This window comes from Kribbella capetownensis (genome assembly GCF_004331485.1).
Lineage (GTDB): Bacteria > Actinomycetota > Actinomycetes > Propionibacteriales > Kribbellaceae > Kribbella > Kribbella capetownensis.
On the sequence record NZ_SJKD01000011.1, the window covers coordinates 16558 to 38210 of the forward strand.

The 21653-nt window shown below is 67.9% G+C and carries 23 protein-coding genes and 1 pseudogene; 11 read left to right on the forward strand and 13 right to left on the reverse strand.

Translation table 11 applies throughout. The features are described from left to right. Positions 1-132 precede the first annotated feature (132 nt). Positions 133-561, forward strand: coding sequence for a VOC family protein (locus tag E0H75_RS36545; protein ID WP_202873360.1), 429 nt, complete (start codon positions 133-135; stop codon positions 559-561). A gap of 108 nt (positions 562-669) precedes the next feature. Here the strand turns inward: E0H75_RS36545 and E0H75_RS36550 are convergent, their stop codons facing one another. Next, positions 670-1389 (reverse strand): class I SAM-dependent methyltransferase, encoded by a 720-nt coding sequence (locus tag E0H75_RS36550; protein ID WP_131518303.1) that lies wholly within the window; start codon positions 1387-1389, stop codon positions 670-672. Positions 1390-1591: 202 nt separating this feature from the next. On the opposite strand from E0H75_RS36550, the gene E0H75_RS36555 reads away from it, so the two are divergent. After that, complete coding sequence (locus E0H75_RS36555) at positions 1592-2599, forward strand: TRM11 family SAM-dependent methyltransferase (RefSeq protein ID WP_131518304.1); 1008 nt, start codon at positions 1592-1594, stop codon at positions 2597-2599. 3 nt (positions 2600-2602) lie between these two features. On the opposite strand, the gene E0H75_RS36560 is transcribed toward E0H75_RS36555, so the two are convergent. The 3 genes from E0H75_RS36560 to E0H75_RS36570 all read right to left on the reverse strand — a co-directional run bounded on the left by E0H75_RS36560 (position 2603) and on the right by E0H75_RS36570 (position 5822). After that, entirely contained in the window at positions 2603-4327 is a 1725-nt protein-coding gene (locus E0H75_RS36560) for an MFS transporter (RefSeq protein WP_131518305.1), read from the reverse strand. A 44-nt stretch (positions 4328-4371) separates the two neighbouring features. After that, a complete protein-coding gene (locus E0H75_RS36565) occupies positions 4372-4821 on the reverse strand; it encodes a MarR family winged helix-turn-helix transcriptional regulator (RefSeq protein ID WP_131518306.1) in 450 nt (149 codons plus the stop codon). A 134-nt stretch (positions 4822-4955) separates the two neighbouring features. Continuing rightward, positions 4956-5822, reverse strand: coding sequence for an amidohydrolase family protein (locus E0H75_RS36570; protein ID WP_131518307.1), 867 nt, complete (start codon positions 5820-5822; stop codon positions 4956-4958). A 98-nt stretch (positions 5823-5920) separates the two neighbouring features. Between E0H75_RS36570 and E0H75_RS36575 the strand changes: the two genes are divergently transcribed. Beyond that, on the forward strand, positions 5921-6331 hold the full coding sequence (locus E0H75_RS36575) for an ArsR/SmtB family transcription factor (protein ID WP_238163491.1): 411 nt from the start codon (positions 5921-5923) through the stop codon (positions 6329-6331). Here E0H75_RS36575 and E0H75_RS36580 read toward each other — a convergent pair. The 3 genes from E0H75_RS36580 to E0H75_RS36590 form a co-directional block, all read right to left on the reverse strand. Beyond that, positions 6328-7563 carry an ATP-grasp domain-containing protein gene (locus E0H75_RS36580; RefSeq protein ID WP_131518308.1) on the reverse strand — a complete coding sequence of 412 codons (1236 nt, stop codon included), beginning with the start codon at positions 7561-7563 and terminating at the stop codon, positions 6328-6330. The genes E0H75_RS36575 and E0H75_RS36580 overlap by 4 nt on opposite strands. Positions 7564-7625: 62 nt before the next feature. Continuing rightward, positions 7626-8372 (reverse strand): esterase family protein, encoded by a 747-nt coding sequence (locus E0H75_RS36585; RefSeq protein ID WP_131518309.1) that lies wholly within the window; start codon positions 8370-8372, stop codon positions 7626-7628. After that, on the reverse strand, positions 8332-9456 hold the full coding sequence (locus E0H75_RS36590) for an alpha/beta hydrolase (RefSeq protein WP_238163492.1): 1125 nt from the start codon (positions 9454-9456) through the stop codon (positions 8332-8334). Before E0H75_RS36590 ends, E0H75_RS36585 begins: the two co-directional genes overlap by 41 nt. Positions 9457-9517: 61 nt before the next feature. Here E0H75_RS36590 and E0H75_RS36595 point away from each other — a divergent pair, with 61 nt between their 5' ends. Further along, the gene (locus E0H75_RS36595; protein WP_131518311.1) at positions 9518-10246 is read left to right on the forward strand and encodes a GAF and ANTAR domain-containing protein; all 729 of its coding nucleotides are present in this window, start codon (positions 9518-9520) and stop codon (positions 10244-10246) included. A 78-nt stretch (positions 10247-10324) separates the two neighbouring features. Then, on the forward strand, positions 10325-10666 hold the full coding sequence (locus tag E0H75_RS36600) for an MmcQ/YjbR family DNA-binding protein (RefSeq protein ID WP_131518312.1): 342 nt from the start codon (positions 10325-10327) through the stop codon (positions 10664-10666). A 573-nt stretch (positions 10667-11239) separates the two neighbouring features. Here the strand turns inward: E0H75_RS36600 and E0H75_RS36605 are convergent. The 3 genes from E0H75_RS36605 to E0H75_RS36615 form a co-directional block, all read right to left on the reverse strand. Further along, positions 11240-11563, reverse strand: a complete 324-nt coding sequence (locus E0H75_RS36605) for a hypothetical protein (RefSeq protein WP_131518313.1) — start codon at positions 11561-11563, stop codon at positions 11240-11242. A 242-nt stretch (positions 11564-11805) separates the two neighbouring features. After that, positions 11806-12453, reverse strand: a complete 648-nt coding sequence (locus E0H75_RS36610) for an MSMEG_1061 family FMN-dependent PPOX-type flavoprotein (RefSeq protein ID WP_131518314.1) — start codon at positions 12451-12453, stop codon at positions 11806-11808. 37 nt (positions 12454-12490) lie between these two features. Further along, a complete protein-coding gene (locus E0H75_RS36615; RefSeq protein ID WP_131518315.1) occupies positions 12491-13303 on the reverse strand; it encodes a dienelactone hydrolase family protein in 813 nt (270 codons plus the stop codon). 92 nt (positions 13304-13395) lie between these two features. Here E0H75_RS36615 and E0H75_RS36620 point away from each other — a divergent pair, with 92 nt between their 5' ends. Beyond that, complete coding sequence (locus E0H75_RS36620; protein WP_131518316.1) at positions 13396-14367, forward strand: GlxA family transcriptional regulator; 972 nt, start codon at positions 13396-13398, stop codon at positions 14365-14367. Positions 14368-14511: 144 nt separating this feature from the next. Here the strand turns inward: E0H75_RS36620 and E0H75_RS36625 are convergent. After that, positions 14512-15257, reverse strand: a pseudogene (locus E0H75_RS36625) (response regulator). Further along, complete coding sequence (locus tag E0H75_RS36630; protein ID WP_238163493.1) at positions 15254-16615, reverse strand: sensor histidine kinase; 1362 nt, start codon at positions 16613-16615, stop codon at positions 15254-15256. Before E0H75_RS36630 ends, E0H75_RS36625 begins: the two are co-directional and overlap by 4 nt. A gap of 177 nt (positions 16616-16792) precedes the next feature. Here E0H75_RS36630 and E0H75_RS36635 point away from each other — a divergent pair, with 177 nt between their 5' ends. The 3 genes from E0H75_RS36635 (at position 16793) to E0H75_RS36645 (ending at position 18359) form a co-directional block, all read left to right on the forward strand. After that, positions 16793-17509 carry a M15 family metallopeptidase gene (locus tag E0H75_RS36635; protein ID WP_131518318.1) on the forward strand — a complete coding sequence of 239 codons (717 nt, stop codon included), beginning with the start codon at positions 16793-16795 and terminating at the stop codon, positions 17507-17509. A 27-nt stretch (positions 17510-17536) separates the two neighbouring features. Next, on the forward strand, positions 17537-17908 hold the full coding sequence (locus E0H75_RS36640; RefSeq protein ID WP_131518319.1) for a hypothetical protein: 372 nt from the start codon (positions 17537-17539) through the stop codon (positions 17906-17908). A gap of 64 nt (positions 17909-17972) precedes the next feature. Beyond that, entirely contained in the window at positions 17973-18359 is a 387-nt protein-coding gene (locus tag E0H75_RS36645; RefSeq protein WP_131518320.1) for a pilus assembly protein CpaE, read from the forward strand. Between the two features lies 1 nt (position 18360). Here the strand turns inward: E0H75_RS36645 and E0H75_RS36650 are convergent, their stop codons facing one another. Continuing rightward, positions 18361-19077 (reverse strand): YqeB family protein, encoded by a 717-nt coding sequence (locus E0H75_RS36650; protein ID WP_131518321.1) that lies wholly within the window; start codon positions 19075-19077, stop codon positions 18361-18363. Between the two features lie 64 nt (positions 19078-19141). Between E0H75_RS36650 and E0H75_RS36655 the strand changes: the two genes are divergently transcribed. Then, positions 19142-20155 carry an ornithine cyclodeaminase family protein gene (locus E0H75_RS36655; RefSeq protein ID WP_131518322.1) on the forward strand — a complete coding sequence of 338 codons (1014 nt, stop codon included), beginning with the start codon at positions 19142-19144 and terminating at the stop codon, positions 20153-20155. A gap of 1 nt (position 20156) precedes the next feature. Continuing rightward, positions 20157-21494: an aromatic amino acid lyase gene (locus E0H75_RS36660; protein ID WP_131518323.1), complete on the forward strand. Its 1338-nt coding sequence runs from the start codon at positions 20157-20159 to the stop codon at positions 21492-21494. Positions 21495-21653 lie beyond the last annotated feature (159 nt).

Genomic DNA, 21653 nt, shown 5'->3' on the forward strand with positions numbered 1-21653 from the left:
GTCGGCACGACACTACAACGTTGGAATGCGCTCAGCAATGGGTCTTCCAGGTGTTGGTTCGAGGGTGACTGTCGGATTCGGGCACCCTGGTTCGTCGGGTTGGTGAAGGACAAGCGGAAAGGGAGACTCCACATGCAGGTCGAGCCGACAATCGTGACCATTGCCCTGCCGATCGCGAACCGGCGGAGGTCGTACGAGTTCTACCGCTCCGGGCTCGGATTCACCACACCCGGTGAGCCGGACCGCGACGGCGTACCCGAGCCGCTGCGCCTCACGCTCGGCGACCGCGTCCGGGTCATGCTGATCCCGAAGGTCGGTTTCGGGTGGGTGCTCAGCGGACGCAAGCAGGCGACGGCCGGTCGGAGCGAGTGCGTCGTGTCCCTCAGCCTGCCGACGCGGGCCGACGTGGACGACCTGCTCGAGCGCGCCGAGAAAGCCGGCGCGGAAATCGTCCGGCCGGCCGGCGAGCAGGACTGGGGCTATGACGGCGCCTTCGCCGATCCGGACGGTCACGTCTGGCATGTCGCGCTGGCCGGTGAATTCATGACCTCCTGGCCCTAGGTGGTGCGGAAGGACAAGAGGTAGCGCGTCGCGGGGTAGTGCACCTACGCGTGGAGCGCTTGGTGTGTACACCGTCTCGCCGGTGTACTACCTGTCCAGCCGCACGCCTCAAGCGTTGCTGAAGAGGGCGGCGTTGAGGAAGTCGGCGCCGAAGGTGCCCTCGCGGTCCGGGACGACGCTGCGGATCTCGAGTGGGGTGAGCGGCGCGAAGATCGTGCGGAGGCCGTCGTGGGAGAAGGCCATGCCGCCTTGGGTGTCGCCGCTGAGGACGACGTCCAGGTCGGTCGGGGCTTCCACCCGGTCCGCGGCGAAGGTGACGATGCCGAAGCGCCCACCGGGGCGGACGGCCGGCAGGACGCGGTGCAGATAGGTGATCCGGCGATGCGGTGCGAGATGGTGGAAACAGCCGGAGTCGTAGACGAGGTCGAACTGGCCGTCCGGCAGCGGCTCGCGCAGTACGTCGGACGCCGTGAGGGTGACCGTGGCCGGCATGGTCGCGCGGACGCTGTCCAGCAGCGGTGCTGCCAGGTCGACGCCTTCGACCGTCGCGCCTTGCTCGGCGAACCATCTGCTGTTGCGTCCTGAGCCACACCCGATGTCGAGCACTCGGGCCCCGTCCAGCTGTCCGAGCAACCCACGCTCGTGCCAGTCGACCAGTGGTTCGTCCGGTAGGTGTGTGGCGAGCGGGTGGCCCGGTGTCGTCAGGATGGTGGTCCAGAATGCGGCCGCCGACGACTGTGATCGATCTCCGCGGGCGCTCGCCGCCACGACCTGGTCGAGGATGCTGAGCAACTGTTCGGTCGTGTGTATGCGCGCTCCGTTGACCACCCCGGAATCCTACTGAAAAAGCAGATGATCGGAGCGGCTGCGATCGCTTAGGGTCGTGGTGATGATGCGTTTCTGAAGGCGCGCGCCACGGTGTGGCACTCCGGCATCGACTTGTCTGTCGTGCCGTCTCTTTGAGTTGCCGTGAGGTGGGTGCGCCGCGCTTCGACTGTTCTGTCGATCGCGACTCTTCAGGAGCTTCCGCATGTCCGGCACTTCCTCGCCGGGGCGCATCATCACGCCCGGTCTTGATCAGCACGTCACCGACCGTCTCGTACTCCGTACCCTCGATGGCGCCGCGGATCTCCTCATGGAGGAGCTTCGCGCGCTGCCGTCGGTCCACTCGATCCGTCAACTGTCCACTGTCGCCGTCGAATGCACGGTCGACGGCCGGCTGAGCGAGATCGCTGCCTGTTCCCTCTACTCCACGGTGGCGATCGCCTTCCACGGCGACTCACTCGAGCGGTCGGCGCAGACCGGCGTACTCGCAACCCTGCCAACCCCGATCGGCTTCCGAGTCGGCTGCGAGGATCCGCAAGTCAGGTACGCCGTGATCGCCGCAGTCGAGCGCGAGCTCGGCTGGATCAATCAGCCCGGCAGGTGGGACGTCAACCTGACCCAAACGGCAGACGGCTGGATCGCGGAGATCGGCCCGTTGTCCTGGATGCGTCGGTTCGGACAGTTGAAACGGTTGCCGTGGTCAACCACTCCACTCGTCGCAGAAGTCCTTGTGCGCTTGGCGAAACTCCAACCAGGCCAACGCATCATCGACCCGTTCTGTGGGACGGGCACCATCCTGCTCGCAGCACTTCGCCGAGAACCAACCGCCCGCGTCCTCGGCACCGACCACGATCCGCAGGCACTCGCAATCGCGGACCGCAACCGACAACAGCTATGTGGCCTCGTACAGGCGACAGCAGAAGCCCTCCCGTACGCCGCCGGCACCGTCGATCGGATCATCACCAACCTCCCGTTCGGCAAGCAGGTCGGCACGCATGATGCCAACCGCACCCTCTACCCAGCCGCCCTCACCGAGATCGATCGGGTCCTCACCGCCGACGGTCGCGCCGTACTCCTCACTGAGGACAAACGCCTGCTCCACAAGGCGATCGAGCACCAGAAAGGCCTCAAGCTCATCCGCCAACGTCTCCTCAAATACAACGGCGCCACGCCCACCGCGTACGTCCTCACCCGGCCTCGGCAGCGACGCTGAAGCTTAGGCGGCGGCCGTGTCTCTCAGCTCTCGCAGCCTGGATTCGGTCAGCGTGTCCGGGTCTTTGTCGGGCTCCAGCAGGATCACTGTGCAGGTTGCGGCATGCGTCACGGCGGAGGTGATGCTGCCGTCGCTGAACTGTGCGACTGGTCCGCGTGGCGACCGGCCGAGTGCGATGGCGCGGGCGCCGACGTCCGTGGCATGCCGGGCCAGCGCGCGGCCGGCGGCGGCATGGTCGCCGACGCTGGTGAGTACCTGGCCGGTCGCGGCGATGTGGTGTGCGGCGAGCCGGTCGAGGTGACCGACGACGGCCGCGTGGGCCTGCTCGGCGTCCTCGGCATCGAGAGCGAGTTCCTCGACAACCGCGGTCTCGCGGACGTGGACGACCTCCAGCGTGGTGCCGGCGTTGCGAGCGACCAAGGCGGCGGCATCGACGACCGCGGCCGCGTCCTCAGTGGCGCCGACGGCAACGATGACCGGCCGGTACTGCGCTGATGGCGCGGCTCCGACCCGTTGCAGCGACGGGAGCACAGTGTCCCCTTCGGCCGGGTTCTGCTCCGCCGCCTTGACCAGCCGATGACCGGTGGCGAGTACGGCGATGGCGAGCAGGAAGGCAAGGCCGCCGAGATAGAACGGGACGCTGAGGTTGGTGGCGTCGGCAAGCTTCCCGGCAGCGAACGGCGCCAGGCCGCCGCCGATGAACCGGACGAAGCCGTACGCCGACGAGGCGACCGGCCGCTCGACCGGCGAGACGAGCATGACCGCCTGCGTGGTCAGCGTGTTGTTGATGCCGATGAACGCGCCGCTGACGATGACCGCGACGATGACCACGGTCGGTGTGTGGACGCCCGCCGCGATGGCAGCCATCACGATGCCGAGCGCGAACAGGTTGACGTACAGCACCGGCGCCGTACCGAATCGCGCCTGCAGGCGCGGGGCGACGAACACCGAGAAGGCGGCGACCAGCAGCCCCCAGCCGGTGAACACCAGGCCGAGCCGGTGGGCGTCGATCTCCATCGGGTACGGCGCGTAGCCGAGCATCGTGAAGAAGCCCCAGTTGTACAGCAGCGCCATCAGACCCATCGTCAGCAGACCCCGATGGCGAAGGGCCTTGAGCGGCGCCGCGAGCGATGTCTTGTGCTCGGGCTTCGGAAGCGAAGGCACGAACACCGCGGTGGCCACCAGCGCGATGGCCATCAGCACCGCTACGCCGAAGAACGGCCCACGCCAACTGATGCTGCCCAGCTCACCGCCGAGCAGCGGCCCGACCGCGATCCCGAGACCGAGCGCGGTCTCGTACAGGATGATCGCGCCGGCGAAGCCGCCGCTGGCCGAGGCCACGATGACCGCGAGGCTGGTGGAGATGAACAGGGCGTTGCCCAGGCCCCAGCCGGCCCGGAAGCCGACGATGCCACCGATCGAGCCGGACGCACCGGCGAGCGCGGCGAACACCACGATGAGAGCCAGTCCGATGATCAGAGTCCGCTTGGCGCCGAACCGGCTGGAGAACCAGCCGACCACGAGCATCGCGACCGCGGTCACGACCAGGTAGCTGGTGAACAACAGCGACACCTGGCTCGGGGTGGCCTGCAGGCTGGAGGCCAGCGCGGGCAGGATCGGATCGACCAGACCGATGCCCATGAACGAGATGACGCAGGCGAACGCGACGGCCCAGACCGCCCGTGGCTGCTTGAACGGGGTGGAGGTCGTCCCGTGGGGTGAAGCCATGAATGGCCCTTCCTGACGTGAGTGCCGTATGACGTGAGTGGCGTCTAGCGTGGAGTCGCCGATGTGGTCGGCTGGTCGTCGTACGCCGATTCGACGAGCTGGGTGAGCACGGGGAGCGCGGCGGAGATGGTGGTCCGGTCCCGCGGGTCGAGCCGGTCGATGAGCTCCTGCAGGACGTCGGCGCGTTCGGCTCGCATCCGCGCCCAGAGGTCCAGCCCGGCCTCGGTCGCTTCCACGAGGACGCCGCGTCGATCGCTGGTGCTCGTCGTACGCCGTACCAGGCCCTCGCGTTCCATCCGGGTGACCAGTTGGGTCATGCCGGGTTGGGAGATGCGCTGGGCTTGCGCCAGCTCCGTCATACGCTGGGGTCCCGCCCGCCCGAGGCGGCTCAGCGTGGACGAAGCAGCGCTGCTCAAGCCTCCGACGGGACGAATGAGCTGCACGAGCTGCTCGAGCACCACGAGGAGCTCCATACCGGAGCCCTCACGATACATAATGGGATTATGTATCTGCATAACCTCATTATGTATCTGCCCGGGCGGAACCACAAAGTGATTTGAGGCTCAGTCAACTCCGGGCGCCCGGCGGTAGGCGCGGTAGAAGGCTCGGGCGCCGCACCAAGGAGGGGTCAGCGGCCGAGTAGGCGGGCGCCGTTGTGCCGGCAGACGGCGCGTAGCCAGTCGTCGCCGAGGTCCAGCGACTCGAGTGCCGAGAGTTGTACGGCGTACTCGTAGGGGATGTTGGGGAAGTCCGAGCCGAGGACGATGCGGTCCTGGAGGTCGGCCAGGCGGGACGTGAGTTCGCGGGGGAACGGCATGAGCGACTCGGTGAAGGGCGTGAAGGCCATCGTCGTGTCCAGATGGACGTTCGGGTACGACGTGAGGGCCAGGTGCCCGGCGTACTCGGGCATGCCGAGGTGGGCGATGACCGCGGTCAGGCGCGGGTGCTTCCGCAGTACGTCGCCGAACGGCCCGGGACCGGTGTGCCGGCCGGGGATCGGGCCGGATCCACAGTGCACAACCACAGGTACGCCGGCCTCCGCGAGCTGACCCCACACGTCGTCGAGTTCGTCCTCGCGTGGGTCGTAGTCACCCACCTGGACGTGGACCTTGAAGATCCGCGCCCCCAGTTCGAGCGCCTCGCGCACATAGTCTGCCGCACCTGGCTCGGGGTAGAAGGTCGCGCTCGACACGCATCCGGGCGTCGCCGCGGCGAAGTCCCGGGCCCACGCGTTGAGCCACTGAGCCATCCCCGGCTTGTGCGGATACACCAGCGCCGGGAACGCGCGAACGCCCAACGTTTCCAGGGTTTTCAGCCGCTCCTCGATCGAGGTCCGGTAAGTGACCGGCCACTCGGTGCCGTAGTGCTGCGGTGCTTGGTCGAAGTACGCCCAGACCGCGTTCATCACCTGATCCGGCAGGAAGTGGACGTGCACATCGACCAGCCCGTCCAGCCCCAGCCGCCGCCACCACGCTGGTACGTCGCTGTCTCGCACCCGCCCAGCCTAGGCCGCTCAGCGCTGCCGGGAAGCGACGTACCTCACGTGCAGGCTTTGCAAGAACTACGTATCTACGTACTATCCACAGTGTGGATATGGCTGTGGATAACCGGCTCACGGAGCTGGAACGGCGGATCGCCGCGCTGGAATCCGCAGCGGACGCGCGGGGAGGGGCCAGGCGGCGGACCGCCGCCGGGCAGGCCGAAGCGACCCGGGCGCTCAGCGAGCTCCGGGCGTGGCGTGACTGGTCAGATGTCGCGCCGGCTCTGGCGGCGCTGGGCAATCCCGTCCGGCTGACGCTGCTCCGCGAGATCGTGCGCGGGCGCGCCACAGTCAGCGCTCTGAGTCAGGTCGACGGCCTTGGCACAAGCGGTCAGATCTACCACCACCTCCGCCAGCTGACCGCGGAAGGCTGGCTGCACACACCCACGCGCGGCACCTTCGCGATCCCGTCGCACCGGGTCACCGCGCTACAAACGATCCTTTCCGCCCTGGAGGGGAGCTAGCCGGCCTGGTCGGAGAGCCAGAGGCTGGTGAGGCCGCGGAAGTGGGCCATGAACTGGTCCTGCTCGTGCTCGGGGTAGGTGGTGGCGACGGTCGAGGTCAGGAGGCGGTCGAAGTCGGGCCCGGCGACCCAGTCGCGGACGCGGGCGTCGAAGTCGGCGAGGTGCTCGGCGCACCACTCGTGGTACTTCGTGGTCTCGAAGTGCTCGTCGGCCAGCGCCAGATAGGCGTCGAGTTTCGCCTCGTAGTCGAGCGATTCGTCGTCGGCGATCGCGAAGTACCGCTCGGTGTGCAGGTCGACCGTGGTGCGCCGGCCGGTCGCGAGCGAGAACACCGACCACTTGACCAGCGCGCTGATCGCCCACGGGAAGTAGTAGTGCAGCGAGGTGACCGCGACGTCCGGGCAGGCGTTGGCGTAGTCGATCGGGTGGACCGAGTCGCCCTTCACCAGCATCTCGCAGGAGTTGAACTCCCAGCTGAAGAACGCGTTCACGATCCGGCTGATCGCCACCGCCTCGTGCCCGGCGGACGGGTTGAGGAAGTCGTGCGAGACGGCGTACCGGTTGTGCATCGGTTCGTCCGGGCGGAAGTCCATCACCATCGTCTCGGCGCCGATCGACAGCGCCCGGGCGAACTTGTCGTACTCGATCGTCGCCTGCAGGTGCATCAGCATCTCGCCGGACTGGTCGTACGCGCGATGCAGATCGACCTTGTCGTTGATCCGGGACACACCCCGCCAGCCGCCGCCGTCGAACGGCTTCATGTACAGCGGATAGCCGAGGTCCTCGGCGATCGCGTCCAGGTCGAACGCCTTGTTGTACTGCGCCGACGTGTACGCCCAGCGCACGTTGTCGACCGGGTTCTTGTACGGCACCAGCACGGTCCGCGGGATCTTCAGCCCGAGCCGGAGCATCGCGCAGTACGCCGAATGCTTCTCCATCGACTGGAACGTGAACGGCGAGTTCAGCAGGTAGGTCCCGTTCATCAGCGCGGCCTTCTTCAGCCACTCGCGCGGGTGGTAGTACCAGTACGCGAGCCGGTCGATCACCAGCCCGACCCGGACCGGGTCGTTCAGGTCGAACGGCTCGATGGTCAGCCGCCGGGAGCCGAACTCGTGCTCGGTCCCGTCGATGGTGACCGGCCCGACCCGCTGCAGCAGCGCCTCGAACGCCCGCGGCCAGTCCTCCTCGGCCCCCAGCAACAACCCGATCAAATGCCTTGAACGATCAGCCACTGAATCTCCTACAGGTCGGTGTGGGCAAGGGAAGGAAAGAAGAGGAGGAGGGGATCAGACTCCTAACAGAATCGGGGCAGGTGGTGGGCGAGTTGCTGGCGCCACCAGGGCCAGTCATGGGCTACGTCGTACCCCCACAGATCCAGCTCGTGCGGGATGCCTTTGGCCTTCAGTACGGCGGCGGTCGCGTGGGCGGACGGCAGCGACCCGGTCGGGTTCGTCTCCCAGTCGCCCTGACCGACCGTGAGCAGGATGAAGATCCGGGTGCGCAACCACTCCAGGTGGTCACCGTCCAGATTCGGCAGGTAGTCCGCCGGATTGTTGAAGTACGTCGCGTCGCCGCGCTCACCCCACGCGTGCCAACTGGCCGCGTCGTAGTTGCCGGACTGGCAGATCGCGATCGGGAACAGATCGGCCCGTTTGAACGCGAAGTTGAGCGCATGGAAGGCGCCCAGGCTGCAGCCGGTGGTGATGATGTCGGCGGTGCCGGGGGAGTCCGCGCCGATCGCCGGGACCACCTGATCCAGGATCCAGGACTCGTAGAACCCGTGCCGCCGGGCCCGGTCCTCGAGCTGGATGCTGCGATCCGACCAGCTGACATGGTCGAAGGAGTCGACGCAGTACAGCTTCACCCGGCCGGCCTCGATCAGGTCCGCGACCGCGTCGACCATGCCGTTGTTCTCGTAGTCCCAGGCGCGGCCCTGCTCGCTCGGGAACACCAGCACCGGGCGGCCGAAATGGCCGTACCGGATCAGCGTGCCCCGCCGGTCAAGCCCCGGCGCCTCCAACTCGACCTGCTCCCGCTCCATCTGCCCCACCCCAGCACCGTTGCAGTAGCTCCGTCAGCTCAGGATCCAGCACATCACGCCATGCTGTGAAGTTGTGCATGTCCGGCGTTTCGTCGAACCTCACCTCCAGCCCGAGCTCGGCCAGCTTCGCGGCCATCACCCGGTTGTTGTGGACGTTCTCCTCCGTCGTCCCCGCGGTCATCCCGATCAGCGGCGTACTGGGCGGCGTGGTTGCCGTCAGCACCTGCCCGACGAAGCCGGTGACCTGGGCGTAGAACTCGAACCGCGACTCCTGTGGATCCGTGTCGGCGGTGAAGAACGACCCCGACTGCAGGAACAGCCCGTCGAAAGTGCCCGGATGGTGCCATTCCGTGAACAGCGCGGCCAGCGCACCCAGGCTCGCCCCCATCAGCACGGGCCGCCGGCTCCGGTACTGCGCCGCGATCGCGGGCAGTACGTACTGCGTCAGGGCCTCGGCGTACTGCGGATTCGCGGCGTACCAAAGGTTGCGGGTGGTCGGCCGGATCAGCGCGAGCCGGAACGGCGGCAGCGCGGACTCGGCGACCATCGCGCCGGCGTAGTGCGTCAGACCGGCGTACGCGGCGAACTCGGGACCGTCGTGGGAGAGGAGGAGCGGCAGCTCGAACGTCGGTGCGATGCCTTCCGGCGCCCAGACGTGGACGTCGACCTCGCCGACCGGGGTCTCCACGCCGAGCGGGGTCAGCGCTGACGCAATCGGCGGGACGGAGATCCACGCGGGCTCGACGTACCCGGGCAGTGGCAGCCAGGAGTGTTCTCCGAACGCCCCGCCGACGATGCGCGGGTTGGTCGGGTCGGTCCGCATGCCCAGGTCGGCGATGTCGAACAGGTACTCCATCCGGTGGACGGACGGTCGAGGCAACCGCAGCTCCCAGCCGTAGTCCACCTGCTTGAACTCGAGCAGTTCGGCCGCCAGCCCGAGCTCCTGCCACAACTTCACCCCGGTGAACGCATGCGAGGGATCGCCGAGGCGGAACACCACCTCGGCCCCTTCGACACCACTCACCACAGCAGGCATCAGACCACCGTACGCCGACCGGCCGGCCGTGGTGGAAACGGTGGACACGGAGGCATAATCGAGGTGTCGCTGGTGCGATGTGGGTTGGCGCGATTCTTGGGAGGGGACCGTGCAGCACGACCCGGCGGACTACTCGCTGGCCGTGGAATTCGCGCAACTCGCGCTGAGCCTCCACGACGCGGAACATGTCGACGAGACCATCGAGTCCGTCGTCCGATCCGCCGTGCAGGCAGTCGGGGGCGACGCAGCCGGACTGGTCCTGAGCCACCGGGGCGGGCGCCTCGAGATCGCGGCCGTGACCGATCCGGTCGTCGAGACGATCTACCGGCATCAGCTGGAAACCGGCGAGGGCGCCCTGCTGGCCGCGGCCGCGGCGGGCAGCCCGCTGCACGTCCGGGACGTGACGACCGATCCGCGCTGGCCGCGCTGGAGCGAAGTACTCGCCGGACTTGGCCTACGCAGCGTGATCCACGTTCCGATGGTGCTCGGCGGCCGCGGCGCGGGGATCCTCAGCGTCTACGCCGCGCTGCCGAACGCGTTCAGTGCCGACGACGTCGCTGTCACGCACATCCTCGCCCGGCATGCCTCGGTGGCAGTGGCGACCGCGCGGCGTCAGCAGAACCTGGCCCAGGCGGTCGACGCCCGGAAGCTGGTCGGGCAGGCCATGGGCATCCTGATGGAACGGTACGGACTGGACGGCGATCGCGCGTTCGAAGTGCTGAAGCGCTACTCCCAGGACACCCACACCAAGCTGCGCGACGTCGCCCAGCACCTCATCCAGACCCGGCGCCTACCGACCGGCCCGGCCAAGGACGAGGTTCCGCCCTCCACAGCCTGATCCCGGAAGAGCTGAAAGCTCGGTGAAAGCTTTCCTCGGTACGGTCGGTTCTCAGTACTGCAGCTTCTGGAGGGGCTCATGGTGGGACTGGAGGACATCCGGGCGGTGACGGCGGATCTGCCGCGCAGCTACGAGGTGCTGGTGCGGGACTCGATCAAGTACCGGGTCGGGCAGATCGTCTACCTGGCGGTCGCGCCGGACGAACAGACGATCGGGATCGCGTTTCCCCGCGAGGAACGCCAGGCGGCGCTGGAGGCGGAACCGCACAAGTTCTTCCCTCCCCGTCCGTCCGACGAACGCTTCCGGTGGATCCAGGTCCGCCTCGAAGCCCTCGAGTACGACGAACTTCGCGAACTGATCCTGGACGCCTGGGCCATGGTCGTCCCGAAGAAAGTGCAGGCCGAATACTTCGCACGGTAGTCACTCAGGGGCCTACGGCAACCATCTCATCCTCTGGTAGGAGCTGGTTGCTCCCGTGGGCCTACTGACGTCGCTCTAGAACCGTCCCGACGGCCGATGGGTGGCGCGGTTCGTCCCGGCAGCCTGGAAGCATGACCGGAGACTTCCTGCCCCACCGCCGCCAAGCCTCGGCCCGAGCCCAGCTACTAGCCATCCTCATCGTGATCACCGTCGCCGGACTCGGCCTCTACCTGTTCACATAGGAAGTCCATCCAGCTGTCCTCAGCGTGCTGCTCTGTCGACTGCCTGGTGTGGTTGTGGGTTGGCGGTCACCCGCGGCGTGATCTGGCTGGGCGGCGGCCCGACGGCCACCATGAAGCGCACTCGTCGCGGGGATCCACAGCGGTGAATGTCTTCGAGCGAGTGTCCGCGCTTCTGCGGATGGCCGGTTGTGTGCTGGCTGGCAGGTTGTTGCGCGTCAGCGGTGAAACAACCCGCCAGTGGGCCGGGGCGGCACGAGGACGTGTTGCTAGACCCATAGGAGGGTTGCGGCAAGGCTGAGTCCGGCGGGGAAGTCCGTGCGGGGTCGACTGGTCAGACGGGATCGGTGAATGAGACTGGTTTGCCGGTGGCGTGGGCGTAGGCGATCTCGCGGCTTGTGGACTCGCCGATATATCCGCCGGGGTTGATGACCAGAACTCGGTCGGCCAGGTCGATCTTGCGCAGGTGGAGTGCGCCCAGCGCGGTCTTCTGCTCGTTGGTGATCTTCTCGTCTGTCTCGCGATCCTCGGGGCGGCTGAAGACGCCGGGTGCGACGACGATGACACCCGCGAAGGTCAGGTCGCGGTTCGCCGCGAGCATCTCTTCCATGAACCGGGTCGAACCGCAGATGCACACAATCTCAGGTCGGTCGGGCACGGCTCAGTCCTTCGGGTCGAACGGCATAACCATCAGTGCGCATCCACCAGCACGGCGCGACCGTCCAGCACACCACAGGAACACGATCGAACCCCTTAGCAACACACGGCCTGGTCCTTGGGCGGTGCGCCCGCGTAGACGGGTCGTTGTGCGCGTCGTACGGCGTGAGCACGGTGTACGCCGAGCTGTTGCGGCAGCCCCAGGTCGTCCCGGTGGTGGGGCGCCAGGCCGGCGGCCGGGAACTAGGTCGGCTCCGGGATCTCGCCGTCGGTGGCGTACAGGTTCTCGTGGGCTAGGGCGGTGTAGATGCGGTGGACTTCGGCTGGGGGTTGGCCTTTGCGCCAGAGGGAGAGGGCTATTTCGGCTGGGGGTGGGGCGGCCGTTGGTTGCCAGGTGTCGGGGGTCCAGGTGCGGGAGCGGCGGAAGGCCTTGGGGCAGTGGAAGAAGGCCTCTTCGACGTCGACGAGGAGGGCCAGCGATGGGCGGTGGCCCTTGACGACCAGGTCGTCGAAGTCGGGTAGATCGGTGACCAGTTGGGCCCGGCCGTTGATGCGCAGGGTGTCACCGCGGCCCGGAATGACCAGGACGAGGCCGACGTGAGGGTTCTCCAGGATGTTGTGGAATCCGTCCATCCGCCGGTTGCCGGGACGCTCGGGGATCGCGAGCCGCGTCGGGCTGAGGACGCGTACGAACCCGGGCGGATCGCCCTTCGGCGAGACATCACACCGTCCGTCGGCCGAGGAGGTGGCCACGAAGACCAGGCTGGTGGCGGCGATCCACAAGCGGTGAACGTCCTCGAGTGTGTCGATGACCTTGTCGCGGACCATCGGTGTGGGTACGCCGTACGCCTCCAGCTGTTCGACCGAGGTGATCGGTGTGAAGGGTTCCATGACATCCCAGACGATCGAGGCCGCGAAGGTGTGACACTCAACTGGCCGGCAGCAAGCGTTCGGTCAGGTAGCTGAGGATCTCGTCCCTGGCCTTGACGGTCGGGTGCCCGTCCTCGTCGACGAGGTGCGCGGTCACCACGCTGTGGGGTGTCTCGACGACCTCGCCGAAGAACGGCGGCGGGTCGGTCCTCGCGCAGCTGCCGGGAAGGACGCGACCGTCGAAGGCGTCGCCGAGGAGCGCCCGGTACGCCGCGAAGCGTTGGCCGGTGCACCAGCGGTCATTGTCGAAGCGGTACGCCAGAACGCTCAGCCCATCCCGATCGACGCGATCCCGGATCGCGCGCGCGTCCTCGTCGCTCAGCTCGAGCCCGGCTGGGTCGTCGAGCGGCAGCGACGGGTGGTTGACCACCGGCGCGATGACGGCCGGCTCGAGCGCCATGGTGAGCGCGAAGTTGCCGGTGAAGCACAGGCCGATCGCGCCGACCCCCGGACCGCCGCACTCGGCATGGGCCTGCCGCGCGAGCCCACGCAGCCAGGCGGTGACCGGGCTCGTCCCACCTCCGGCGAACGCGCGGAATTCGGCACTGACGCAGGCGCGACGGACAACCTCCGAGCCGCCGTCGGCGGTCGGGTAGGCGCCGTCGACGCCGAAGAGCGACGGGACGAAGACGGTGAAGCCGGCATCCCGGACCCACCGAGCCAACCGGAGTACGTCAGGGCTGATGCCGGGCATCTCCGGCATCACGACCACGGCCGGCCCGGAGCCCGCGACGTACACCGTCTTCACCACCCCGTCGACCTCGATGAGTTGACGGAAGAAGTCCGCGATCTCGTCGTCACGTGTGCTCATCCCGACAGCGTGCTGTGCAGAACCAGCGTACGACGAGCGGCCAGATCGCCATAGTTGGAGGTAATCTCGCCATCAGAGTGAGGAGCCTGGAGATGGGTGTACTGCGGGTCGGTGTGCTGGCGTATCCGCGATGCTTCGCGTCCGAGGTGTACGGCGTACCTGATCTGCTGACGATGGCCACGCACCTCGACGGGCCGGACGGGACCGGATACGAGGTGTCGGTCATGTCGCCGCGTCGTCACGTCACTGCGTCGGGTGGTACGAGGCTGGCGGTGTCCGCGGTCCGTGATGTCGACGTCCTCGTCGTACCGGGATTCGAGCTCTCGCCGGACCTTGTGCTGGACACGACGCTCAAGCCGCTCGCCCCGGAACTCGCCGTGATCCGCTCACATGTTGCCACCGGCAACGCGATCGTCTCGATCTGTGTCGGGGCGTTCCTGCTCGCGGAGGCGGGCCTGCTGGCCGGCCGCCGGGCGACGACCTCCTGGGTCTTCGCGGACGTACTCGCCCGCCGCTGCCCGGACGCCGATGTCTGCGCCGAGCAGTTGGTCATCACCGACAGTGGGGTGACGACGACCGGGTCGTTCAGCGCTATGTACGACTTCGCGCTCGGCCTGATCCGCGAACACAGCGGTACGTCCGTGGCGAGGGCGACCGCGAGACTCGCGCTCGTCGACGATGCGCGGTCCTCACAGACGCCGTACGTCGACGCCCGGCTGCTGCCACAGGCCGGAAGCGAATTCTCGCGAGAAGTCATGCGCCACCTCGACCAGAACCTGGCCGACCGCTACAACCTCACCGCCCTGGCGGCCGCCTTCAAGGTCAGCACCCGCACTCTGCTCAGGCGCTTCGCAGACGAAACCAACCAGAGCCCCCTCGACTACCTCCACGCGTCCCGCGTCTCCCGCGCCCGCCACCTCCTGGAAACCACCGACCGAACCATCGCCAGCATCTCCACCACAGTCGGCTACAAGAACCCCAGCACCTTCGCCGCCCTCTTCACCAAACACACAGGCCACCCACCCAACACCTACCGAACCTCGTTCCGCCGCCCCACCCCCTGACCCCGCGCCGGCGGATGTGCCCCCAGGTTGTACGAGCTCCCCGATCCCACCTCAACAGCCAACGAAGCAGCACCCGTGTCTTCGGTGCCCAAGTGCATTCGCCCCCGGGGTGCACACGCCAGCACCACGTCCACATGCGTGGGATTAGTCCCAGCGGACTTCGGCCTCGCCTGGGCGGACTACGCCGGCTTCGTAGGCGACGACTACCGCCTGGACTCGGCTGGAGAGGCCTAGTTTGGAGAGGACGCTGCTGACGTGGGTCTTCACCGTGGTCTCGCTGACGAAGAGTTTGGTGGCGAGGTCGCGGTTCGACAGACCGCGCGCCATCCACACCAGGATCTCCCGCTCCCGCTCGCTGAGCTGCCCGAGCAACCCAGTCCACCGCCCATCGGGCTGCGCCGGCGCCGGCTCCGCCGTACCCCGACCTGACGCTCGAGCTCCATGCACCGCTCCAGCAGCACCCGCGTCGACGCCGGGTCGACCAGCGAGTCCCCGCGGTGCACAGCCCGCACAGCCGACACCAACAGATCAGGATCAGTGTCCTTCAACAGGAACCCAGACGCCCCAGCCCGAACGGCGCTCAGCACATACGCCTCATCGTCAAAGGTAGTCAGCACCAGCACAGCAGGACGCGACCGCCCAGCAGCCTTGTTCGCAGTCGTGATCCGCTCTGTCGCGACGAGCCCGTCCATCACCGGCATCCGGATGTCCATGAGTACGACGTCAGGGTCGTACTGCTCGATCAGCCGTAGCGCCTCCTCGCCATCCCCGGCCTGGGCGACCGTGGTCAGGTCCGGTTCGTGGTCGAGGATCATCGCCAGACCCATCCGGATCACGCCCTGGTCGTCGGCGACCAGGATCCGGATCGAACCGGCGTCCGGACCGGTCAGTTCTGTGGCGGCAGCCATGCCTGCACCCTCCATCCACCCAGTGGGCCGGCCGCGACGGCCAGTGTGCCGCCGACCGCTGTGGCCCGTTCCCGCATCCCGATCAGTCCGTTGCCGCGGCCGCTTTCGCTCCGCCGGGCGGACTCCAGCACGTTCACCGGCGGCGGTCCGCCGCTGCCGTTGTCGTCGATGGTCAGCAGCTCGCCCTGCGGTCCACTCTGCCAGGTGACCCGGGCCGCGGTCGCCTTCGCGTGCACCATGACGTTGGTCAACGCCTCCTGGATGATCCGTACCGCAGTCAGGTCGGTGGCCGAGGTCAGCTGCCGTTGCCGCGGCGGCAGGCTCATCGACACGTCGATTCCGACCGCCTTCAACCGCTCGCCCATCCGCGCGACGTCGGACAGATCGGGTACGGGCGCGGTCCCGCCACCCGAATCGGGCGACGCTCCGACGGCGTTCGGCGAGGCTGTGTTGAGTACCCGGACCGTCTCCCGCATCGCGGTCAGCGCTTCCTTGCCGCTGGCAATGATCCAGCGAATCGCCTCCCGCAGTACTTCGGGTCGCTGGTCGGCCACTCGTTCGGCGGCCTGGGCCCGGATCACCACCGCACTGACGTGGTGGGAGATGACATCGTGCAGGTCGCGGGCGATCCGGGTCCGCTCGGCGACCGCGGCCCGCTCGGCCTCGACCGCGCGCAGCCGGATCAGCTCGGCGTTCCGCTGCTGCAGCAGGGCGACGTTCTTGCGCCGACGCCGGGCGTCCGCACCGAGCAGCACCATGCCGCAGATCAGTGCCTCGGCGAACACGAACAGCGACACGTCGATGTAGCTGTAGAGGCTCGAGAGATCCCTCGGCAGCTTCTCGTACCGATCGCCGTACAGGATCGCCCGGTTGGCGTGGCTGAGGACGATCGCGACCACGGTCGGCAGGCCGATCATCAGCCCGGCCAGGCTGCCCATGGTGAAGAACAGACAGGTGAACCGCCGTACGCCGCTCGACGCGGCCAGGTACCCGACCACGAGCAGCGGGACCAGGTGGATCTCGGACTGCAGTGCGGCGTCGCTGATCTCGGGCTGGCCGAAGACCCTGAGCCCGATCTGCGCGGCCAGGCCGGTGCCGACAGCGGCGTACAGGAACGGGTAGAGCACCGAGACGACCACGAGCATCGTCCGCGGAATCCGCCGTACGCAGGCGACCGTGGCGACCAGGAAGACGCCGGTGACGACGGAGACGGCCGGGTTCTGCGGGCGCAGGCCGCTGTCGTTGATCAGGTTCAGTACCCCGAACCAGACCACGCCGATGATCGCAGCGAGCAGCACATCCTGCTGCAACTGCGACATCCGACGCCAGACACTCCACATGTCGCCCAGCGTAGTCAGCTCGTGTTCGCCGAAGCTTCATCTGCCCGGAGGGGCACCCTCTCCAACTTTTGGAGGAGGCTCGGCGTCCGAATTGATACTCAAGGGCTACTTCCGGGATGTCAGGACGGTCCCTGGGGCCGATGTGGCGACCGCGCCTGATCCGAGAGGCTGTACCCCATGACGAACGACGTGCCACCGCGCCGGACCGGCTCGGTACGGCTGCGGTTGCTGTCCGTGACGGGTGCAGGCGTGGCGGTGCTGGCGGTCGGATCCCTACTGCTCTGGCACGCGCAGTTGGGGGAGATGCTCGGCCTGGCGGCGGACAAGGAACCGGTCATCTCGACCGTGAACGCTCCGGCGAACTCCGCTCCGCCGACCACGCTGGTCACCGAGACGCCGACGCCACCGCCCAGCCGCCCGTCGACCCCCACAACAACCCCGAGCAAGCCGCCCAGGAAGACCCCGAAGCCGACGAAGAAGAGCACGACCACGCCGGAGTACGGCGAGGAGAGCATCAACGGACTCTCGCCGACGCTGAAGTCACGGCTGAAGAAGGCGATGGCGGCCGCGAAGCGCGACGGCGTGACGCTGCGGATCAACTCCGGTCGCCGGAGCGCGGCCAAGCAGCAGCGGCTGTTCACCGCGGCGCTGAAGAAGTACGGGTCGTACACGGCGGCGACCCGCTGGGTGCTGCCGCCGAAGTACTCCGCACACGTCCAGGGCAAGGCCGTCGACATCGCTCCGGCCGCCGCGATGACCTGGCTGAACCGGAACGGCTGGCGCTACGGCGTCTGCCGTCGCTACGACAACGAAGCCTGGCACTTCGAGGCGCTGACCGCGCCGGGGCGGAAGTGCCCGCCGCGCGAACCGTACGCGCTGCCGAAATCCGACTGATTCGACAACCCCGAACAGGAGCCGACCATGGCCATGACTTACGCCCAGCCGATGCCCCGGCGCTACACCCGGGCCCGGCTCGCTGTCCCCGCGCTCTGGCGGCAGGTGATCCGTGCCAGTGAGAAGGAAGATGTGGCGATCGTGCCGGAACCGGATCGGTCGGCGTACACGCAGTTGGAGATCTACGACGGCGTACTGGCCGCGTTCGAGCGCCGGGACGAGGTGGCCGGCGTACTGAAGGCCTCCGCTGACCGCGTGATCGCCGTCCAGCGGCTGCGGGAGGAGTTCGGGCTGAGTCACCTGCAGGCGACCGCGCTGCTCGATCTGCCGCTCACGAACGAGTGCCGGGACCGCATTTCCCACCGTGCCGCCGAACTGCGTACTGCCCTGAACCGCTGACCCGCGCCAGTCGGGCGGCTCGCGCGAACCTGCGGGGTTTGCGTGGCGTGGGGAGGATGGAGGGGTGATCACGATTGAGCAGGCCGGGCGACTGCGCAAGGCCGGGGTGCTGTGGGCACCCGCGGCAGGGGATCGTTTCGTCGTACCGGACCGGGACATGGACGAGGATGTGTTCGTGGTGAGCGACATGACCGTCGAGGTGCACGACTACCAGGGCAGCAAGGTGATCGGCTTCAACGGCACCACCGAGTGGGCCCTGGACAGCATCGAGCAGCGTGAGGTCGTCTGGCTGCCGCGCGAGGAACAGTTGCGCGCTCTCCTGGGCAACCACTTCCGCAAGCTCGAGGCGGTCCCCGACGGGTACGCCGTCGAGTTGACCGACAGCATCCACCGCGCGGACGACGCCGAGCAGGCGTACGCCGCCGCCGTCATCCACCTCCTCGGCGCCTGAATCACCGCGGCGTGGTCGGCCGCCAGTACTGCTTCTTGTCGCTGTCCTTCACCGTGTAGCCGAGCTTGGCCACCTCGGCGCGCAGCTCGCGCAGATCCGCCGTGCCCTTGTCGCCCTGACCGAACGCCTTGGCCCGCACCTTCAGTACGGCGTTCACTGCCGGCGGCAGGTCGGGCTCGTCCTCGACCCAGCGGCGGAACCGGTCCGCGTGCGGATCGCCGGCCTCGGACCACGGGTAGCCGTGGGCGCGGAACGCGGCCGGGATCTGCCGTGCGTCGGACTTCAGGTGATCGTGCTTCTCCCGGGCCAGTTCGCGCGACGTCGAGTCCTGCAGCACGATCTCCTTGCCGTCCAGGAACGCGACCGTCACCTTCTCCCGCGGCACGGTCACCGTCTTCTGGTTCTTACCGAACTCCACCGACCGGTTCGTGACGGTGACCTTCAGCGTGTCCTCGAGCGCCATCCCGGCCAGGATCACGCCGGCCACCAGGCCGATCACGATGCAGATCGCGATCACCCACCAGCCGTCCCACCCCGAGATCAGCTTCAGCGGCCCCTGGAACGGCACCCAGTCCTGCCGCGCCGCCCAGTCGGCGATCCGCGGCAGGAAGAAGCCGAGCACCAGCCCGATCAGCGGCAGTCCACCGAACAGCACCACCTTGTCGGTGGTCGAGTGCCCGATCACCGTCCGGTCCGGCGTCCGTGTGGTCGACTCCATGGCCCGAACGTAACGCAGCGATCCGGAACTTTAGTATCGAATCACAACGACCGAAGGAGGCCGGGTGGCTGACGGGATCTGGTTGCGGTTTCTGAGTGGTCCGGAGATCGACTCGCTCGGGCTGACCAGGCTGGAGATCGTGGACGCGGTCGAGGAGGCGGTCCGCGAGCACGGCGAGGGCCGGACCAGTTTCGAACCGCGCGTGCACCTGATGCCGGACAACGGCGGGATCGGCCACTTCAACATCCTGCGCGGGCATCTGGACGGCCTCGGCGAGCGCGGCATCAGCGGCGTGAAGGTGGTCGGCGATTTCGTACCGAACTACCAGAAGGGTCTGCCCAGCGAGCTGGCGATGGCGACGCTGTTCGACCCGACGACCGGCGTACCGCTCGCGGTCCTGGACGCGACGATGATCACCGCGGCGCGGACCGGCGCGATGACCACGGTCGGCGCGCGCCACCTGGCTCGGCGGGACAGCAAGATCCTCGCCCACGCCGGCGCCCGCGGGACCGCGTGGTGGAACGTCACCATGCTCGACGACCTCTTTCATCTGGACGAGATCCGGGTGACGTCGCGCCGCCCGGAATCGCGGGAGAAGTTCGCGGCCGAGCTGTCCGCGGAGCTGAGCACGCCGGTGCGGGTGGTGGCGACGGCCGAGGAGGCGTTCGACGGGGCCGACGTACTGGTTGAGGCGACTCGGCTGACCGAGCCCGAGCCCTTGCTTCGTACGGTCGCCGTGAAGCCCGGTGCGTTCGTCGTACCGTACGGGACGATCAGCGCGGTCGAGCTCGACCTGCTCGACGTGATGGACAAGGTCGTCGTCGACGACTGGCGCGAGGCCCAGTCCGGCCGGTTCGGGGCGCTGCGCCGGCACGTGGACACCGGCCGGCTGTCACCGGAGACCCTGTACGCCGAGCTCGGGCAGATCGTCGCGGGTCAGAAGCCGGGCCGGGAGAACGATGCCGAGCGCAATCTTTTCTGGCACCGCGGCCTGTCCCTGCTGGACGTCGCGATCGCACACCTGATTCTGCGCAAGGCCGAAGCCGACGACGTCGGCACGATGCTCCGGTTCCACTGACATGCTGATCAACCAGCCGTCGGATCTCGACCCCGCCAGCCCCGAACCGATCACCATCGCGCAGCCGCTGCTCGATCGCCTGGCCGCGATCCGCGCAGACCTCCTCGCCGCGCTGGCCTCCGGTGGAGCCGTGTACGGCGTCAACACGGGCATGGGCAACATGAGCAAGCGCCGGCTCACCGAGGACGAGCAACGCGTGCACCAACGCAACCTGTTGCTCGGCCGGGCGGTCGGCGGACCTCCTTGGCTCCCGCCCGACGAGGCCCGCGCGGTCCTGATCGGCCGGCTGCGCACGTTCCTCACCGGTGACGCCGGGGTCTCGGTCGAGCTGATCCAGCAGTTGGTTGCCATGATCAACAGCGGACAGGTTCCCGACATCCCCGCCGAGGGAGCGGGCTCGGCCGGCGAGATCATTCCGCTGGCGCACGCTTTCAGTTCGGTCGAGGTGGGTCCCAAGGAGGGGATCTCCTTGCTTGCGGGCGTGCCGGGTGCGACCGGGCGGGCTGCTCTGCAGGTCAAGCGTGCACACCGTCTCGCCGATCACCTGACTGCGGTCGGCGCGGGTGCGATTGCGGTGATCGGTGCGAACCGTGCGCCGTACGATCCGGCGGTGGGTCGGGGTGATGACGTCCTGGCAGGCCAGCTCGCTCGGATTCGTGAGCTGGCCGGTCCGGAGCCCGAACCGCGTGCGCTCCAAGCACCGGTGTCATTCCGGGTTGCAGGACATGTTGTCGCGCACGTCCGTCGGTCTATCGGCCAGTTGGACGAAGCGGTCGACCGTGCGTTCGCCGGCGTCACCGACTCACCGGCGTACCTGGACGGCGAATTCATCGGTACGGCGGGCTTCCACGGGATCGACCTCACGGCGTACTCCGACCACCTGACCGCGGCGCTCGCCCACGCGGCCGAAGTCTCCGCGGCGCGGCTGCACCGCCTGCTCGATCCGGCCGTCACCGGGCTCCAGGCCCAGCTTGCGCACGAGCCGGGACCACAGGCGGGCCTGGTCGCCGTTCACAAACGCGCCGTCGCCACCACCCACCTGCTCCACCGCCTGACGTTGCCCTCGGCAATCAGTACGGCGGAGACGTCGAACGGACAGGAGGACGTGCAGACCTTCTCCTGGGAGGCCGTCGGCACCCTCGCGGAAGCCATCCGGCTGACCCGCGAGGTCACCGCCTGCGAGCTCCTGGCCGTCCATCAGGCCTTCGCTCTGTCGAAGCGCCCGATCCCGGTCGGCCTTCGTGACTTCCATCAGGCGGTCGCGGACGTCGTACCGCCGATCGAGGCGGATCGCCCCTTCGGCCAGGACCTGACCAGACTGCTGGTCTCCGTGCTCTAGCTCTTCCTCGGAACGGTTGAAGTAGGCAAACCTAATCTGACTTCTCAGCGACCACAGCCATGGGTTGATCGAAAAAGCCAGTGCGACACGCGGGCGGTTCGCAAGCCGCAAGTAGCTTGCGGTGGGTTTGTGTCGTTGGTCTGGGTGCGGGCGGGGATT

Coding starts and splice junctions, on each gene's coding strand:
- E0H75_RS36545 (WP_202873360.1), top strand. CDS start 133: ATGCAGGTCGAGCCGACAATCGTGACCATTGCCCTGCCGATCGCGAAC.
- E0H75_RS36555 (WP_131518304.1), top strand. CDS start 1,592: ATGTCCGGCACTTCCTCGCCGGGGCGCATCATCACGCCCGGTCTTGAT.
- E0H75_RS36560 (WP_131518305.1), bottom strand. CDS start 4,327: ATGGCTTCACCCCACGGGACGACCTCCACCCCGTTCAAGCAGCCACGG.
- E0H75_RS36565 (WP_131518306.1), bottom strand. CDS start 4,821: ATGTATCGTGAGGGCTCCGGTATGGAGCTCCTCGTGGTGCTCGAGCAG.
- E0H75_RS36575 (WP_238163491.1), top strand. CDS start 5,921: ATGGCTGTGGATAACCGGCTCACGGAGCTGGAACGGCGGATCGCCGCG.
- E0H75_RS36585 (WP_131518309.1), bottom strand. CDS start 8,372: ATGGAGCGGGAGCAGGTCGAGTTGGAGGCGCCGGGGCTTGACCGGCGG.
- E0H75_RS36600 (WP_131518312.1), top strand. CDS start 10,325: ATGGTGGGACTGGAGGACATCCGGGCGGTGACGGCGGATCTGCCGCGC.
- E0H75_RS36610 (WP_131518314.1), bottom strand. CDS start 12,453: ATGGAACCCTTCACACCGATCACCTCGGTCGAACAGCTGGAGGCGTAC.
- E0H75_RS36615 (WP_131518315.1), bottom strand. CDS start 13,303: ATGAGCACACGTGACGACGAGATCGCGGACTTCTTCCGTCAACTCATC.
- E0H75_RS36620 (WP_131518316.1), top strand. CDS start 13,396: ATGGGTGTACTGCGGGTCGGTGTGCTGGCGTATCCGCGATGCTTCGCG.
- E0H75_RS36630 (WP_238163493.1), bottom strand. CDS start 16,615: ATGTGGAGTGTCTGGCGTCGGATGTCGCAGTTGCAGCAGGATGTGCTG.
- E0H75_RS36635 (WP_131518318.1), top strand. CDS start 16,793: ATGACGAACGACGTGCCACCGCGCCGGACCGGCTCGGTACGGCTGCGG.
- E0H75_RS36640 (WP_131518319.1), top strand. CDS start 17,537: ATGGCCATGACTTACGCCCAGCCGATGCCCCGGCGCTACACCCGGGCC.
- E0H75_RS36650 (WP_131518321.1), bottom strand. CDS start 19,077: ATGGAGTCGACCACACGGACGCCGGACCGGACGGTGATCGGGCACTCG.
- E0H75_RS36660 (WP_131518323.1), top strand. CDS start 20,157: ATGCTGATCAACCAGCCGTCGGATCTCGACCCCGCCAGCCCCGAACCG.